The organism is Devosia sp. Leaf420 (assembly GCF_001425445.1).
In the GTDB taxonomy this organism is placed as follows: Bacteria; Pseudomonadota; Alphaproteobacteria; order Rhizobiales; family Devosiaceae; genus Devosia.
In genome coordinates this window covers 513573-527719 of record NZ_LMQU01000010.1, presented here as the reverse complement: position 1 = coordinate 527719, position 14147 = coordinate 513573, and the positions used below count along the sequence as shown (strand labels likewise).

General features: G+C 62.0%; 15 protein-coding genes. 10 read left to right on the top strand and 5 right to left on the bottom strand.

From position 1 onward, the window contains the following. Nucleotides 1–101 precede the first annotated feature (101 nt). Nucleotides 102–287 (top strand): hypothetical protein, encoded by a 186-nt coding sequence (locus ASG47_RS09925; protein WP_061908563.1) that lies wholly within the window; start codon nt 102–104, stop codon nt 285–287. 231 nt (nt 288–518) lie between these two features. After that, complete coding sequence (locus ASG47_RS09920) at nt 519–725, top strand: CsbD family protein (RefSeq protein ID WP_061908562.1); 207 nt, start codon at nt 519–521, stop codon at nt 723–725. A 47-nt stretch (nt 726–772) separates the two neighbouring features. On the opposite strand, the gene lnt is transcribed toward ASG47_RS09920, so the two are convergent. Continuing rightward, nucleotides 773–2404 (bottom strand): apolipoprotein N-acyltransferase, encoded by a 1632-nt coding sequence (gene lnt, locus ASG47_RS09915; RefSeq protein WP_061908561.1) that lies wholly within the window; start codon nt 2402–2404, stop codon nt 773–775. A gap of 305 nt (nt 2405–2709) precedes the next feature. On the opposite strand from lnt, the gene tsaB reads away from it, so the two are divergent. The 5 genes from tsaB (at nt 2710) to ASG47_RS09890 (ending at nt 5526) form a co-directional block, all read left to right on the top strand. Continuing rightward, complete coding sequence (tsaB, locus tag ASG47_RS09910) at nt 2710–3312, top strand: tRNA (adenosine(37)-N6)-threonylcarbamoyltransferase complex dimerization subunit type 1 TsaB (protein ID WP_061908560.1); 603 nt, start codon at nt 2710–2712, stop codon at nt 3310–3312. Between the two features lie 3 nt (nt 3313–3315). Further along, a complete protein-coding gene (gene rimI, locus ASG47_RS09905) occupies nt 3316–3795 on the top strand; it encodes a ribosomal protein S18-alanine N-acetyltransferase (protein WP_061908559.1) in 480 nt (159 codons plus the stop codon). Between the two features lie 37 nt (nt 3796–3832). Next, nucleotides 3833–4285: a Fur family transcriptional regulator gene (locus tag ASG47_RS09900; RefSeq protein ID WP_061908558.1), complete on the top strand. Its 453-nt coding sequence runs from the start codon at nt 3833–3835 to the stop codon at nt 4283–4285. 12 nt (nt 4286–4297) lie between these two features. Continuing rightward, the gene (locus tag ASG47_RS09895; protein ID WP_061908557.1) at nt 4298–5104 is read left to right on the top strand and encodes a lysophospholipid acyltransferase family protein; all 807 of its coding nucleotides are present in this window, start codon (nt 4298–4300) and stop codon (nt 5102–5104) included. 173 nt (nt 5105–5277) lie between these two features. Next, nucleotides 5278–5526 carry a hypothetical protein gene (locus ASG47_RS09890; RefSeq protein ID WP_061908556.1) on the top strand — a complete coding sequence of 83 codons (249 nt, stop codon included), beginning with the start codon at nt 5278–5280 and terminating at the stop codon, nt 5524–5526. A 170-nt stretch (nt 5527–5696) separates the two neighbouring features. Here the strand turns inward: ASG47_RS09890 and ASG47_RS09885 are convergent, their stop codons facing one another. Both ASG47_RS09885 and pncB read right to left on the bottom strand, forming a co-directional pair. Further along, nucleotides 5697–5951 (bottom strand): hypothetical protein, encoded by a 255-nt coding sequence (locus tag ASG47_RS09885; protein ID WP_061908555.1) that lies wholly within the window; start codon nt 5949–5951, stop codon nt 5697–5699. A gap of 128 nt (nt 5952–6079) precedes the next feature. After that, nucleotides 6080–7387, bottom strand: coding sequence for a nicotinate phosphoribosyltransferase (gene pncB / locus ASG47_RS09880; RefSeq protein ID WP_061908554.1), 1308 nt, complete (start codon nt 7385–7387; stop codon nt 6080–6082). Between the two features lie 110 nt (nt 7388–7497). On the opposite strand from pncB, the gene ASG47_RS09875 reads away from it, so the two are divergent. Genes ASG47_RS09875 through ASG47_RS09865 form a run of 3 tightly spaced genes read left to right on the top strand, consistent with a single transcriptional unit; the run spans nt 7498 to nt 10090 of the window. Then, on the top strand, nt 7498–7902 hold the full coding sequence (locus tag ASG47_RS09875; RefSeq protein ID WP_156464050.1) for a hypothetical protein: 405 nt from the start codon (nt 7498–7500) through the stop codon (nt 7900–7902). Nucleotides 7903–7947: 45 nt separating this feature from the next. Then, nucleotides 7948–8472, top strand: a complete 525-nt coding sequence (locus ASG47_RS09870; protein ID WP_061908552.1) for a YcnI family protein — start codon at nt 7948–7950, stop codon at nt 8470–8472. Beyond that, nucleotides 8393–10090 (top strand): copper resistance CopC/CopD family protein, encoded by a 1698-nt coding sequence (locus ASG47_RS09865; RefSeq protein ID WP_082511660.1) that lies wholly within the window; start codon nt 8393–8395, stop codon nt 10088–10090. Before ASG47_RS09870 ends, ASG47_RS09865 begins: the two co-directional genes overlap by 80 nt. Nucleotides 10091–10139: 49 nt before the next feature. On the opposite strand, the gene ASG47_RS09860 is transcribed toward ASG47_RS09865, so the two are convergent. After that, a complete protein-coding gene (locus ASG47_RS09860) occupies nt 10140–10841 on the bottom strand; it encodes a PadR family transcriptional regulator (protein ID WP_062630501.1) in 702 nt (233 codons plus the stop codon). Nucleotides 10842–11147: 306 nt separating this feature from the next. Next, the gene (locus tag ASG47_RS09855; RefSeq protein ID WP_082461177.1) at nt 11148–14066 is read right to left on the bottom strand and encodes an FAD-binding and (Fe-S)-binding domain-containing protein; all 2919 of its coding nucleotides are present in this window, start codon (nt 14064–14066) and stop codon (nt 11148–11150) included. Between the last annotated feature and the right edge of the window lie 81 nt (nt 14067–14147).

Sequence of the window (14147 nt, the reverse complement as noted above, 5' to 3'; positions counted from 1 at the left end):
CGCCGAACTGTCTCGCATTTGCTTCAAATTTTATAAAAGCCCCGCACAGTAAAGGAACGCCCTGAGCGCAGTCTCGTCTTATCAAGACTTGGGGGCTCAGAATGAGCGACGACTGCAATCACAACCACACCAGCTATTCCGAAGAATCTTACTTCTACAAGGAGACTCAGCGTCTCATTACCGAACTGCGCCGCATCGCAGCGGTGATGGTGCAGGCCGCCGAGCCGGCCCAGCGCCCGGCGCTCGTGCCAGTATTGGCCGAAGCGGCTACTCGCCGCGCTGCCTGAGGAAACCGAAAACGGCCGACATTGACGGATCGCAAGAGTTTTTAAGACCCCGGGCACGGCTCGGGGTTTTCTTTTTGGGCGCCGCGAGAATTTTTCTCTTTCCATGCATCCCGCTGCGGCGGCCGGGTAATCTGCGTTGATCGTCGGCTTCAGATCGCGCGGGCAAAATTGCGAAGGAACCGCAAAGGCTTGCCATGAGTTTTCCAACCATCACAAACGAGGAGTTCGAAAATGGACTGGAACCGCGTTGAAGGTAACTGGAAGCAGATGTCCGGTAAGGTCAAGGAACAGTGGGGCAAGCTCACTGACGACGATCTGACCCAGATCAATGGCAAGCGCGAACAGCTCGAGGGCAAGATCCAAGAGCATTACGGCAAAGCCAAGGATGAAGCGACGAAGGACGTCGACGATTGGTATGGCCGCCAGCGTTTCGATTGATCCGCTGCAGCCCTTAAAAAAGCCCCGGCATCGCGCCGGGGCTTTTTTCATTCCGGCAGACGCCGCCGCCCGCGCCGCGAGGCGATGACGCCAATCAAAATGCCCGCGAGGATCGCGATCAGGAACGGCCAGTGCCGGATCTGCGAAAAGATCGTTGGTGCCAGCCGTTGATGCGGCCGGACATCGAGGGCCGCCATCTGGCCCGGCGCCAATTGCGCGGTGATCCGCCCGAGCGGGTCGGTGGCGAAGGTGAGGCCGGTATTGGCGGCGCGCATGAGGCTCATGCCTTCTTCCACCGCGCGCAACCGGGCGTGATGGGCATGCTGGGCGGGGCCAATCGAGCCGTCGAACCAGGCGTCGTTGGTGATGTTGAGGATATATTGCGCCTTCTCGACATCGCCAAGATCGCCCGAAAACAGCACTTCGTAGCAGATCACGGCCAGCATGGCCGGCGCGCCGGGCAGTTCCATCAGGCGACGCCGGACATCGCCATGCGACCAGCCATCGGCGCCGGGGACGAATTGCTTGATGCCGAAGCGCGAGAAGAAGTCCTGAAACGGCAGATATTCGCCGAAGGGTACGAGGTGGGATTTGTCGTAACTGGCGATGATCTCGCCATCGGAATTGATCGCGACCATGGAATTATAGGGCGGGCCTTGCGGGACCTCGCCATCGATCCCGAAGATCTGCCGCGGTACGCCCGCCAGCAGGGTCGTGCTGTCGGGCAGCATGCGGGCAATGCGCGCGAGGGCATCGGGATAGGTATCGAGGAAAAATGGCACGGAGGATTCGGGCCAGACGAGATGGGTGATATCGGCAAGGCCCTGATCCGTCGGGTCCATCCGCATATCCGAAAGCATCAGCAACTTGTCGATTAGGGCAACCGGATCGACGCGGCCGAAATCGGCGTGCTCATAGACCATGGGCTGGACAAGGCGGAAGGCCACATCCTGCCGCTCGGTTGAAACGGTTTCGGACAACCGGTTCCAGCCATAGGCAAGCTGTCCGGTGATGACCAGGAGCGCGAGGAAGAACGGTGCAAGGCGACGGCTCATGGGCCGATCGTCGGCCGGCCAGATCAGCGCCGGGGTCATGGCTAGGAGCGGCGCGAGGACGGTCAGCCCATAGACCCCGATGACCGAGGCGAGCTGCATCATCTCGTCGGTGCCGGTGAGGGAATAGCCGAGGAGATCGAAGGGGAAACCAGTGAGCACATGGCCGCGCGCGAATTCGGCCAGCGCGAGGAAGGACGAGAGGGTGACGATCCGCGCCGCGCCATGCGTCCAAAAGAGATGCGCCAGCGCGCTCGCAATGCCCCAGAAAAAGGCAATGAGCGCGGCGAGGGCGGCAATCGCGAAGGGCATGAGCACCAGCATGACGCCGCCATCGACGAAGAATGCGGCGCCCAGCCAATGGAAGGCGACGAGAAAATAGCCCCAGCCAAAGGCAAAGCCGATGGTGAAGGCGGGTCCGAAGATGCGCCGCCAGAAGGGGCGGAGGCGTTCCGCCCCATCGAGCGCCCAGACCCAGATCGGCATGGCGACGAAGAGCGCGGGGAGGATGAAAAAGGGCGGCACGGAGAGCCCCGCCACGGCACCCGCCGCCACCAGCAGGCAAAAGCGCCGCCAGCCATGGCTGAGCATGGTGGTCTCGGCCAACCAGGTTACGGGCTGGATCATTTCAGGGTCACGAACGAATCACCACACATGGCCGCAACGTCGCCCTCGCGGGGTAGAGCGTCAAGGCGGTGGACTCGGCAGGGCCCCGGGGCTAGGAGTGCGAATAGAGCGTCGCCGTTGATGGTTTTTGGGGTTATGGGCCTGCTCGTCACTTCCTCCTAGCCTCCCATCTGAGCGCACGTGCCGACCGAGCGTGGGGCAGCTTGGTGCGATTGGGCCGATGCTTTAGGCTCAGCGGGCAGGGCTCTCGGTCCCTGCCGGGCTAATCGACGCCGTGACTTTCACGAGAAGGTGAAAAATTGCCAATGCCCATCACCCTCGCCATCGACACCGCTGCGCCACGTTTGCAACTGGCGGTGATGCGCGCTGACGGACAGGTCGATGTGAGCGTCGACGAAATCGCGACGGGCCACGCCGAAATCCTCTTTGATCGCCTTGCCACCTTGCTCGAGCGCAACGCGCTTACCCATGCCGACATCGCCCGAATTGCGGTAACCACGGGCCCAGGCTCCTTTACCGGTCTCCGCATCGGGCTCTCGGCTGCCCGGGGGCTTGGCCTTGCGCGGAAACTGCCGGTTCTTGGCATTCCAAGCCTCCTGGCTCTTTCCCTTGGCGTCATTTCGGGGCCGGTCACCGTGCTCCTCGATGCGCGGCGCGGCGATGCCTATTTTCAGGCTTTCTCGGCGCCCGGCATGGCCGAAACCGAGCCCATGCTTTTGCCGATCGAGGAGGCGCGCGCCCGCGTCGCGCCGGGGGCTAATCTCATCGAATCCCCCTTTGTCGATCTTTCTGCCATGATCCGCTTTGCGGCCGCTGCCGATCCCGCAAATTATCCACCGCACGCCGCCTATATTCGCGACGCGGACGCCAAGCCGCAAAATGCCGCGCGCATTCCGAGGCGGGTCTAGACGATGGAAAAACTCTGGATGGCCCCCCACGGGCTCCATATCGAACCGGCCGAAACGGGTGATGCGCAGCGCCTCGCAAAGCTGCACGAACAGGGCTTTTTTCGGGGCTGGCCAGTCGCGGATTTCACGGCCTTCATCGCCGATCGGCAGACGCCGGCTTACATAGCCTGCGATGCAAAGCGTCGGATTTCCGGCTTTGCGCTCATCCGCCTTGTGGCAGACGAAAGCGAACTGCTGACGATTGCCGTCGATCCCAAGTGGCGCAACAAGGGAATCGGCCGCGCGCTGCTCAAGGCAGTTTTCGCTGATCTCATGCTCTCTCCGGCGCGAAAGATGTTTCTCGAAGTCGATGCGGAAAACCTCTCGGCGGTGAAGCTCTATGAGCGCCTGGGCTTTGCCACCATCTCGTCGCGAAAAGGCTACTATCCGCGCCCCGATGGCAGCGCCGCCACCGCGCTTGTCATGTCGCGCGATCTTGGGTAACGGAAATTCTTTAGAACGCTAGGCGAAAGGGCATGGCATGACGAAAACGCCAAGCGAACCAACCCTGGAAGAAGCCTGCGTATCGCGCGGCATGCGCATGACCGATCAGCGCCGGGTCATCGCGCGAGTGATCGAGGAAAGTTCGGATCATCCCGATGTCGAAGAGCTCTATCGCCGCGCCTCGAGCATCGATCCGCGCATCTCGCTCTCGACCGTCTATCGCACCGTCAATCTCTTCGAAGAAGCTGGCCTCGTCACCAAGCATGATTTCAAGGATGGCCGCGCCCGGTTTGAACTGATCCCCGATGAACATCATGATCATCTGATCGATATTCGCTCTGGCCTCGTCATCGAGTTCCGCAACGAGGAAATCGAGGCTATTCAAGAGGTCATCGCCAAGCGTCTTGGCTATAAGCTCATCGACCACCGCCTCGAACTGTACGCCGTCCCGCTCTCGGACAAGGCAGATGGCAAAACCAAGCCGGATTGAGGGCCGGGTTTCATGATCCTGCGCAGCCTGTTTTTCATCTTCATCTTCGTACCGTTCATGATTCTCGCCATTGCGCTGCAATGGATCATCGTCACGCTGCGCCTGCCGTTCTGGACCGTGATCCCTCGGCTTTTTCACAGAATGGGCTGTATCTTCCTCGGCCTTCGGGTGACGACCATCGGGGAGCCTGCCACTGGCCGCCCGACGCTTCTCCTCTCCAATCATATTTCCTGGACCGATATCGTCGCCATCGGCTCGGTTGCGGAAGTGACCTTTGTCGCCAAGCAGGAGGTCGGCCAATGGCCCCTGGTTGGCCTGCTCGCTGATCTCCAGAAGACCATTTACGTCGATCGGACCCGCCGGGCCGGAACGGGGCGCACGGCCGAAGCCATGGGCCAGCATATGGCGGGCGGGAATGCCGTGGTGCTCTTTGCCGAGGGTCAATCCGATATCGGCACCCATGTCCTGCCGTTCCGCTCGGCGCTTGTCGGGGCGGCGCAGCACGCCATGGAAGCAGCGGGCGCAACGGACGTGAACATTCAGCCGCTGACCGTTGCCTATACCAAGCTCCAGGGTCTGCCCGTCAGCCGCAACGAGCGCTCGTTGATCGCCTGGATCAAATCCAAATCGGTCAAGCAGAACATCCGCGAAATTCTCTCTGGCCCGGTCAAGGACGTCACCGTGGCCTTTGGCACGCCGCAAATCCTCAGCGCCGGCGGCAACCGCAAGACCATCACCCGCGCCGCCGAAAACGAAGTGCGCGCCACGCTGGTTTCGCTCAACCGCGGCACCGCTCAACTCAAATCAACGCAAGTTTAACTATTAAGCCTAACGTTCACTTCAGCTTCTGCCTTAAGATTTCATTAGCTATCTTGCTGCTCGACAGTATGTCTTCCGGCCATTGGTCTGGGGCTCGGACCAGAGACATGCGCGAACACAACTAGGGCGAGAGCTGATCCCCAAGATCGCAGCCGCTTTAGCAGGAGGCTGCCATGACTTGGGAATTTTATGCGATTTGGGTTGTCGCCGGTTTCGCGCTGATCCTGTTCTTCCTCAACGAACATCGCCGCCGCTCGATCTTCATGGCCGACCGCGCGCGCCACTTTGCGACCGCACCCGCCTTTCGCCACCGCAGCGCAGGCCCTGCCGCCGCGCAGCCGAGCTACACGCCCACAGGCCTTTCGGCCTCCGACCGCATGTTTCTCGAAGCCATCGCGAAGAACGCCAACACCAAAGACTGATTTTTTGGGCTTTTGGTTTTTTGGCGCTGGTTGGCTTGGCGGGTGCTGGTGACAGCGGTCAAAACCGCCGAGCCTCGCATTTTCTGAGATTTCAGGATGGATCCCCGCCTGCGCGGGGATGACATTCGGTGGGCGAGGCTCAGGGCTATGCCCTTGGCGCCGGTTAAGACCTAAGCCGCGTCGCCCAGGCGCGCTTTGAGACGCGCGACGATCTTGGCGGCTTTGAGCATTAGCGCCAGATCGACGTCGCCATCATCCATGCCGTCTTCGCGCTGCACCCAGGCGGGAATCAGCAATTCGTGACGCTGCTCTCGGCCGTCGATCATCTCGGTCAAGACGGCGCGCACCTTGCCCGTCACGCGGTTTTCGAGCCGCGGATGGTCCTGGCGTTCGGCCAAAGCAATGTCGATTAATTCAAGACTCATATTCGGCTCCGCGGGAGAGCCCCCGCCACCGAAATTGGCCCTAGATGGTTCATGCGGCGTTAATGCGTCCAACGGCCCACCTGTTGTCCACAGGGCGGCTGATAACCTTGGTTATAGCCGCGACAGGATCAGACGCGCACCGCATGCTCGACGCGTCCGGCATCGCCGAAGACGCGAATATAGCGCTCGATTTCGCTCTTCTCGCCGGTCGCCTTGGCCGGATTGTCCGAGAGTTTCACTGCCGGGCGACCATTGGCCGTCGAGACTTTCGCAACGATCGAAATCGGGTCGAGCTGAGAGTTATGAACGGGGGCGCAGCCCTCGAAATCATTGGTGAGATTGGTGCCCCAACCAAAGCTCATGCGCACGCGGCCATCGAAATGAAGATAGGCCTCTTCGATCATGTCGACATCGAGCCCATCGGAGAAAATCAGCAGCTTCTCCTTGGGGTCGCGGCCGCGGCTTTCCCAGAATTTGATGATGCGCTCGCCGCCCTCGATGGCCGGCGCCGAATCGGGACGGAATCCGGTCCAATCAGCGACCCAATCGGGCGCATCGCGGAGGAATGCGTCGGTGCCAAAAGCATCGGGGAGGACGATGAGAAGATTGCCGCCATAATAGCTCTTCCAATCCTGCAGCACCCGATAAGGCGCCTCGCGCAGTTCGTCGTCCGAGCGCGCCAAGGCCGCCAGCACCATGGGCAGCTCATGAGCATTGGTGCCGAGGGCTTCGAGATCGGTATCCATGGCGAGCTTCACATTGGACGTGCCGGTGAAATTATCGCCGATGCCTTCCTTGAGCGCTTCGACGCACCAGCGCTGCCAGAGGAAGGAATGACGCCGCCGCGTGCCGAAATCGGAGATTTTAAGGTCCGGCAGCTTTTGCAGCCGCTCGACCTTTTCCCACATCTTGGCCTTGGCGCGTGCATAGAGCACGTCGAGCGCGAAGGGGCCGTAGCTCTTCAGCGCTGCGCGGCTGCGCAATTCGTTGATGATCGCAAGGGCGGGGATTTCCCACATCGAGGTTTCGAGCCAGAGCCCGGGAAATTCGAGCACGAACTGCCCGTCGCGCTTTTCCAGGCGATAATCGGGCAGCTGGAAATTTTCGAGCCAGCGCAGGAAGCCGGGCTGAAAAATCTGCTTAGAGCCATAAAAGGTATTACCGGCGAGCCAGATCATTTCCTTCTTGGTCACGCGCAGCGTACGGCAATGATCGAGTTGGGCGCGCAACTCATCGATATCGATCTCTTCGGAGAGTTTGACCGATTTCGTGCGGTTGATCAGCGAGAACGTCGCCTCGACCTTGGGATAGAGCCCCCAGATCATCTGCAGCATTAAAAGCTTGTAGAAGTCGGTATCGAGCAGACTGCGCACGATGGGGTCGAGCTTCCAGGTGTGGTTGTAAACCCGGCGGGCAATATCGGTGTAAGTGGCCATCTCGTCCCCAATCAGCGCACGTCTTCTATCGTGCCCTTATGCGGATGGAAACGGCTTTCCCCACTGCGACAGTCCTTCGCTTGCTGGTGGGTGGCTGTTAGGCTAAGCCGATGACGCAAAGGGGAGACGCCATGCCGTTCCGCGGGCGGAACATGACGAGAGAATTGGGCGCCGCCTTTGCGGTGCTGGCGCTTTATGTGCTCGTTCTCCTCGCCCCGCTCCATCAGGCCGCAGGCCTGCAGCGCGATCTGGCTGCACTCGGCCATCCGGCCTGGGATCAGTTCTCGGTTTGCACCAGTCTTTCCCGCGCCGATCCGGGAGAGCGTCCTGCGCCGGTCAAATGCGCCGGGGCGGGGATTGGGCAGAACACGCTGCCGCCGCCCGCATCACCCGCCATTTCCCTCGGGACCGAGCGCCTAGCCGGCGCGGTGGTCTATCGCGATTTCGAAGAGCTGTTCGAGCAGCGCGTCGAGCGCGCGACGGCGCAAGCCAGAGCCCCGCCGCATCAGGTCTGATCGTTTTGAACGTGATTTCTCATCAGACTTTTTCGGAGATCCCAAGTGATCCGCTTTTTCTCGGGCGCGCTCTGTGCCGCCAGCCTTCTCCTTGCCGCAACGCCGGCTTTTGCCCATTCGACCCTCGAGGTTCAGGAAGCCAAGATCGGCTCGACCTATAAGGCGGTGCTCCGCGTGCCCCATGGCTGCGGCACCGAGGCCACGACCACCGTTCGCATCCAGATTCCGGAAGGGTTTTACAACGTCAAACCCATGCCCAAGGCCGGCTGGGATCTTGAAACCGTCACGGGCCCCTATGAGGGGAGCTATGATAATCACGGCACGGCTGTGAATGACGGCGTCAAGGAAATCGTCTGGTCGAACGGCAATCTGCCGAACGAATGGTATGACGAGTTCGTCTTCCGCGGCACATTTGCCGATACGCTGGAGCCGGGCCGGTTCTATTTCCCGGCGATCCAGGAATGCGCGACGGGCGAAGAGGCCTGGATCGATGTTTCGGGCGACGAGAACGCCGAAATGCCGGCGCCGAGCCTCGAGCTCCTGCCGGCAGACGCTGCGACCGGTCACTAAGCCCCAAGGAGGCGCTTCGGCGCCTCCACCCCGGCGGGAGCCCGGCAATGATAGTTATGAAGTTTTTCGCGCGGCTCGTTCTGGGCCTGGCGCTGGTGTTCGCGCTTGCTGCGCCGGCCTTGCCCATGCGCAGCTTATCGGCAGTGATCCATCGGACAAGGCGGTTTTGAACGCGGCGCCGGAGGCAATGACGCTGCGGTTCAATGAGCCGGTCACCCCGCTCGCGATCACGCTGATCGATCCGCAGGGGGGCAAGACGGATCTGACCGCGGTCACGAGGGGCGGGGAACGGGTTGAGGTTCCGCTTGCCGATCCGCTGGGGGAGGGCACGCATGTGCTGTCTTGGCGCGTCACCTCGATCGATGGGCATCCGATTGGTGGCGCGCTGGTTTTTTCGGTTGGTGCGGTGACCGAAGCGGCATCGGTATCTCAGGGCGATCCGGTGTCGGCCTTTGCGCTTTGGGCAAGCAAGACCGGGCTGTTCGTCGCGCTGTTCATCGGCCTTGGCGGGGCGCTGTTTCGCGCGATTGCCGAGGTGCCGCGGAGACTTGAACGGGTCCTTTTAGGCGTCACACTCGCTGGGCTTTTGCTGGCGCCGCTGTCGCTGGGGCTGCACGGGCTCGACGCGCTGGCTTTGCCGGTTGCCGATTTCTTCAAGCCGGCGGCATGGCGTGCCGCGCTGGCGACGAGTTATGGCGCGACTGCGCTTGTCCTTATCGGGGCATTTGTCTTGGGTTCGATCGCGGTGGGGTTTCCGCGAAGCCCCGTTACATCGGGGCTCGGCGTTCTGGCCGCTCTGCTCGGCGCTTTGGCGCTTAGTCTGAGTGGACATGCTGGTGCCGCAGAGCCGCAGTGGTTGACGCGGCCGGCTGTGTTTTTTCACGTCGGCGGCATTCTCTTTTGGGTTGGTGCGCTTCTGCCGCTCGCGGTGTTGCTGACGGCCAAGGACGATCGCGCTCTTGCGCGCTTCTCGCGCGTCATCCCGTTTGCTGTCGGGGCATTGCTGGTGTCCGGCGTGACGCTTGCCGTGATCCAGATGGGGCCGCCAAGTCCGGCCTGGTTCTCATCCTATGCCGCCATATTAGCGGCCAAGCTTGGGCTTTTGGTGGTTCTGTTTGCACTGGCGCTTTGGAACCGGTTCCGGCTGACGCGCCCCGCACTGGCGGGCATGAGCGGTGCCCGAAAGCATCTGCGCCGGTCGATTATCGTTGAAACGCTACTGGTGGTGCTGATCCTGGGACTCGCGGCCGGGTGGCGGTTTACGCCGCCGCCGCGGGCGCTGGCCGAGGTGCAAAAGACCGAGCCTGTTTTCGTCCATGCGATGAATGCCGAGGTCATGGCCAATGTCACGATTTCGGGTGCGCCGGGGGCGGCGAGGCTCGATATCGCAGTGACAGACGCAAACTATGGCGCCATAGAAGCCCAGTCGGTTGTCGCCATTCTTTCGTCCGAGACGCTCGGGATCGCGCCGATCCGCGCCGAGGCGGAGCTGACGCCTGAGGGGTGGGTGGTAAGGGATATCGCCATTCCCATCCCAGGCACGTGGACGCTTACGCTTGAAATTCGCCTGAGCCGCTTTGCGCTGGCGAAGATCGCCGCGGATTTCGACGTAGAATAGAGAGTGTCCACTCCCGCTTTTGCGCTGGGAGTGGCCGTTTTAGTCGCGATCAGAGATCCACGTCGTCTTCACTCAGGCCTTCAACTTCGGCAGCGGCGCGACGCAAAATTTCGGCGGCGCGGCGCTGGTGGTCTTCGGAGGCTTGGCGGGCTTTCTTGATGGCGCCCTTCAAGGCTTTACGGGCCTCGTCGAGTTCGGGCACGGCATCATGGAGAGGCCGATCTTCGTGGTGATGATGGCGCGGATGCGGCGGCTCGTGGCCTTCGCCCGGGCGTCCACCAAAGGGCCAATCGGCACGAACGAACTCGCGGAAACGGTTGAACTGCTCGCCGGTGCGCGCGAGGAAATCGAGCGTCGAGGCGACAGCGTCGCGGTTTTCCCCGAGATGGGTCCGACCTTCATCAGTGATCGTATAAAGCTTCTTGTTGCCCTCGGCGGACGAGGTGACGTAGCCGGCTTCTTCAAGATAGGTCAGGGCCGGATAGACGATGCCGGGGCTCGGCGAATAGACACCGTTTGAGCGCTCTTCGATGGCCTTGATCAGATCATAGCCATGACGCGGCTGCTGTTCGATGAGATAGAGCGCGACGAGGCGGACATCGCCCGAGGCGAGCATACGGCCGACGCGGATATTGCCGCCCCACTGGCCGAGATCTTCGTCACCGAGATTCTGTTGCACCTTGCCCCAGCCGCGACGCGCCATCTGCTCGAAACGCCGCCAGTTGGGTTCTCCATTACGCCAGTTCGACATGATGTGTCTCCGATATGTTTTCAAAGCCCGTGAGGAGGAGATTGGGGCGGGGGCGGGGGCTTTCAAGATATATCTTGTGAAAGTTTTGTAAGGTGGAGTCGCTAGCGCGATGATTGCCAGAGTCACCCCCTCCCGGCCTCCTCTCCTAAATTCGCTCCACTGGAGCGAATTTCCCTGCGGGACGGGTCGGAGCCCATCAAGGGGGAGGTATCTGCCGGTGGGTGCTTGGAGATCTTGTCACAGACGCAGGGCCGCACCTCCCCCTTGATGGGTGAGGTTGGGAGGGGGTGATTAGCGAACGCGCTGCTAGGGCCGGCTGGCCCATTCCAGAAGGCTAGCGAGGCTCACGAAGGGAACGCCGGCGTGTTCGGTGAGGCCGGAGGCGCAGGTGGAGACGGTAGAGATGCCGAGGCTGCAATTGGCCGGGATGTCATTGTGGACGCGACGGGTGGCGTGGGCGTTGAGTTCGGGGACGAAAAGGCCCTTGTCGCCGGCATAGCCGCAGCAATTGATGGAGGAGAGCACGGCGATCTCGTCGGCGCAGGCGCGGGCGAGGGCTTCGGTCGCCGGTTGCTCGGCGAGGCGCTGGGCGGAGCAGTTGTGGTGGACGGCAACGCTGTCGAGTTTTTGGGTGATCGTCAGGTGCGGCAGAATTTCGGCGAGGAGGAATTGCGGGGAATCTGAAACGGCCGCGTCGCCTGGAAACTCGCGCAGATGTTTCGCGCAGGTCGAGGCGTCGGTCACGATCTTGAGGCGGCCCGCGTCTGAAAGCGACGACAGTTCGGATTTGAGGGCCTTGCCGACTTCGGCGGCTTGCTCAGGAAAACCCTTGGATTGAAAGGGTTGGCCGCAGCATTGGCCAATCAGGTGCTCGGGCACGATGACGTCGAAGCCGGCGCGCTCGAGGAGGGCGACCATGGCAGCAGGCGTGTCGAGGAGGCCGTGTTCGGTTTTGGGGGCGCCGAACATGCGGCTGGGGCAGGCTGGGAAATAGACGACCGAAGGTCGGCCGGTCTGGGTGATCGGAACGGGAAAGCCGGTCTTCTTTGGATTCTGGCGGGTTTCCGTCGGTTTTGGCGCGCCGGGGCCGTGGTGGAGGGCTCGGGAGACGCGGGGGACCCGCTTATTGGTCGCGCGGCGGGCGGTTTCGGTGACCGCTTCGATTGCAGGCGCCGGAATGATGGTGCGGGCGGCATCGGCGATTGCGACGCCACCGCGCATAAACCGTTCAACCGAGCCGCGATGATCGGCAGCAAAGCGGGCGACGGAATGGGCCGTGGCGCTACGTCGGCGCGCGCGTTCGCCGAGAATCATGGTGCCGGTTTCGATGCCGACGGGGCAGCGGAGGGAACACAGATTGCACGCGGCGCAGGTGTCCATGCCGGCATATTGGAAATCGGCATCGAGTTTTTGAAGGCGCGCCGGGTCTTCGCCAGAGGCGCGAAGGCGGGCGCGTTCACGGGTGACGGCGATGCGCTGGCGCGGGGTCAGCGTCATATGGTGGCTAGGGCAGGCGGGTTCGCAAAAGCCGCATTCGATGCAGAGATCGACGACCTCATCCGCGAGCGGCATGAGTTTCAGGTTTTTGACGTGGATCTTTGGGTCGTCGTTGAGAAGCACGCCGGGATTGAGGAGGCGCTCGGGATCGAACAGGGCCTTGATGCGATGCATGATCGCGTAGGCCTTGGGGCCCCACTCGGCTTCGACGAAGGGCGCGATGGCGCGGCCGGTGCCGTGCTCGGCCTTGAGCGAGCCGCCATAGCGGCCGGAGACGAGGGTGCTGAGGGCCTGATTGAACAGGTCGAACTTTTCGGCGGCGCCGGGCTTGGAAAAATCGTCGCCCATCTGGAAGTGGAGATTGCCGGCGAGTGCGTGGCCAAAAATGACGGCGTCGGTATAGCCGTGATTGTCTAACATGGTGCGCAGATCGACGACGAATTCGGCGAGGCGCTCGATGGGCGCAGCAACATCCTCGGTGAGCATGATCGAGCCCTTGGGGCGGGCGGCACCGGCCGAGGTGAAAAAGCCCTTTCGGATATCCCAGAGGGCGTGACTGCGATGTTCGTCGGTCGATAGATCGATATGGGTCGCGCCGTGACGGGCGAGCAGCTCTTGCGTCTTTGCGACCTCGATGGCGAGCGTTGCGGCATCGGGGGCGGTGACGTCGATGAGGACGGCGGGGGAATCGGATTTCAGCCAGGGCAGGAGCGGCTGCATGGGAGGCAGGTGCTCGACCGTCGTCAGGGCACGGCGCTCGATATATTCGGCGGCGGTGACGCCGGTCGTGACCTGGACGCCGCCATTGGCCATTTCGATGATGGCGCGGCCGGCCGATTGCGGATCGGGAAAGGGGACGAGACCCGTGGCTTTGAAGGGATGCTCGGGGACGGTGTTGTAGGTGACCTCCGCGACGAATCCGAGTGTGCCTTCGGACCCGACCATGAGGTGGATGAGAATATCGAGCGGGTCGTGATAATCGACCAAGGCGTTGAGCGAATAGCCGACGGTGTTCTTGATCCGGTATTTGTGGCGGATCAGGGCGACGAGCTCATTATCGGCCATGATCTCGTGGTGAAGATCATGGAGCGCGCGCAGCATGCCGGCATGCGACACTCGAAACGCGTCGCGGCTCGTGGCATCGCCAGAATCGAGCATGGTGCCGTCGGTGAGGACGATCCGGAGGCGGGCCATGGTGTGGTAGGTGTTTTGCGCAACACCGCAACACATGCCCGACGAGTTGTTGTTGACGACGCCGCCGATTTTGCAGGTGGCCTGCGAGGCCGGATCGGGGCCGATCTTCTTGTCGTAAGGCTTTAGCGCCTTATTGGCTTCGGCGACGATGATCGCGGGGCCGAGGGTGATCTTTTCGGCGCCGGGATGAATGTCGAGTTTGCGCCAGCCATCGCCGAGAACAGCGAGCACGCCATCGGTGACGGCCTGACCCGAAAGCGAGGTGCCGGCGGCACGGAAGGTGACGGGTAGACCCTCGGCGCGCGCGGCCTGGAACACGGCGCGGACATCGTCCTCGGAATTGACGAAGACCACGACGGCCGGGATCAGGCGATAGGAGCTGGCATCGCCGCTCCAGGCATAGGTCATCAAGGGATCGGTATGGATGGCGCCCTTGACCACGCCCTTGAGACGGGCGGCGACGCGGATACCAGCGTCCAAGCGATCGGGGGTCTGGGCCTTGGGCTGGGTGGAATAGAGGGCGGCTTGCTGCATGGGCGTGACGCTAACATGTCAGTTTGCGCCGGGCGAGCGGGATCATGAGCGTCCGTTTCACGATTGCGCGGCACAACGAAA

Coding starts and splice junctions, on each gene's coding strand:
- ASG47_RS09925 (WP_061908563.1), top strand. CDS start 102: ATGAGCGACGACTGCAATCACAACCACACCAGCTATTCCGAAGAATCT.
- ASG47_RS09920 (WP_061908562.1), top strand. CDS start 519: ATGGACTGGAACCGCGTTGAAGGTAACTGGAAGCAGATGTCCGGTAAG.
- lnt (WP_061908561.1), bottom strand. CDS start 2,404: ATGATCCAGCCCGTAACCTGGTTGGCCGAGACCACCATGCTCAGCCAT.
- tsaB (WP_061908560.1), top strand. CDS start 2,710: ATGCCCATCACCCTCGCCATCGACACCGCTGCGCCACGTTTGCAACTG.
- rimI (WP_061908559.1), top strand. CDS start 3,316: ATGGAAAAACTCTGGATGGCCCCCCACGGGCTCCATATCGAACCGGCC.
- ASG47_RS09900 (WP_061908558.1), top strand. CDS start 3,833: ATGACGAAAACGCCAAGCGAACCAACCCTGGAAGAAGCCTGCGTATCG.
- ASG47_RS09895 (WP_061908557.1), top strand. CDS start 4,298: ATGATCCTGCGCAGCCTGTTTTTCATCTTCATCTTCGTACCGTTCATG.
- ASG47_RS09890 (WP_061908556.1), top strand. CDS start 5,278: ATGACTTGGGAATTTTATGCGATTTGGGTTGTCGCCGGTTTCGCGCTG.
- ASG47_RS09885 (WP_061908555.1), bottom strand. CDS start 5,951: ATGAGTCTTGAATTAATCGACATTGCTTTGGCCGAACGCCAGGACCAT.
- pncB (WP_061908554.1), bottom strand. CDS start 7,387: ATGGCCACTTACACCGATATTGCCCGCCGGGTTTACAACCACACCTGG.
- ASG47_RS09875 (WP_156464050.1), top strand. CDS start 7,498: ATGACGCAAAGGGGAGACGCCATGCCGTTCCGCGGGCGGAACATGACG.
- ASG47_RS09865 (WP_082511660.1), top strand. CDS start 8,393: ATGTTTCGGGCGACGAGAACGCCGAAATGCCGGCGCCGAGCCTCGAGC.
- ASG47_RS09860 (WP_062630501.1), bottom strand. CDS start 10,841: ATGTCGAACTGGCGTAATGGAGAACCCAACTGGCGGCGTTTCGAGCAG.
- ASG47_RS09855 (WP_082461177.1), bottom strand. CDS start 14,066: ATGCAGCAAGCCGCCCTCTATTCCACCCAGCCCAAGGCCCAGACCCCC.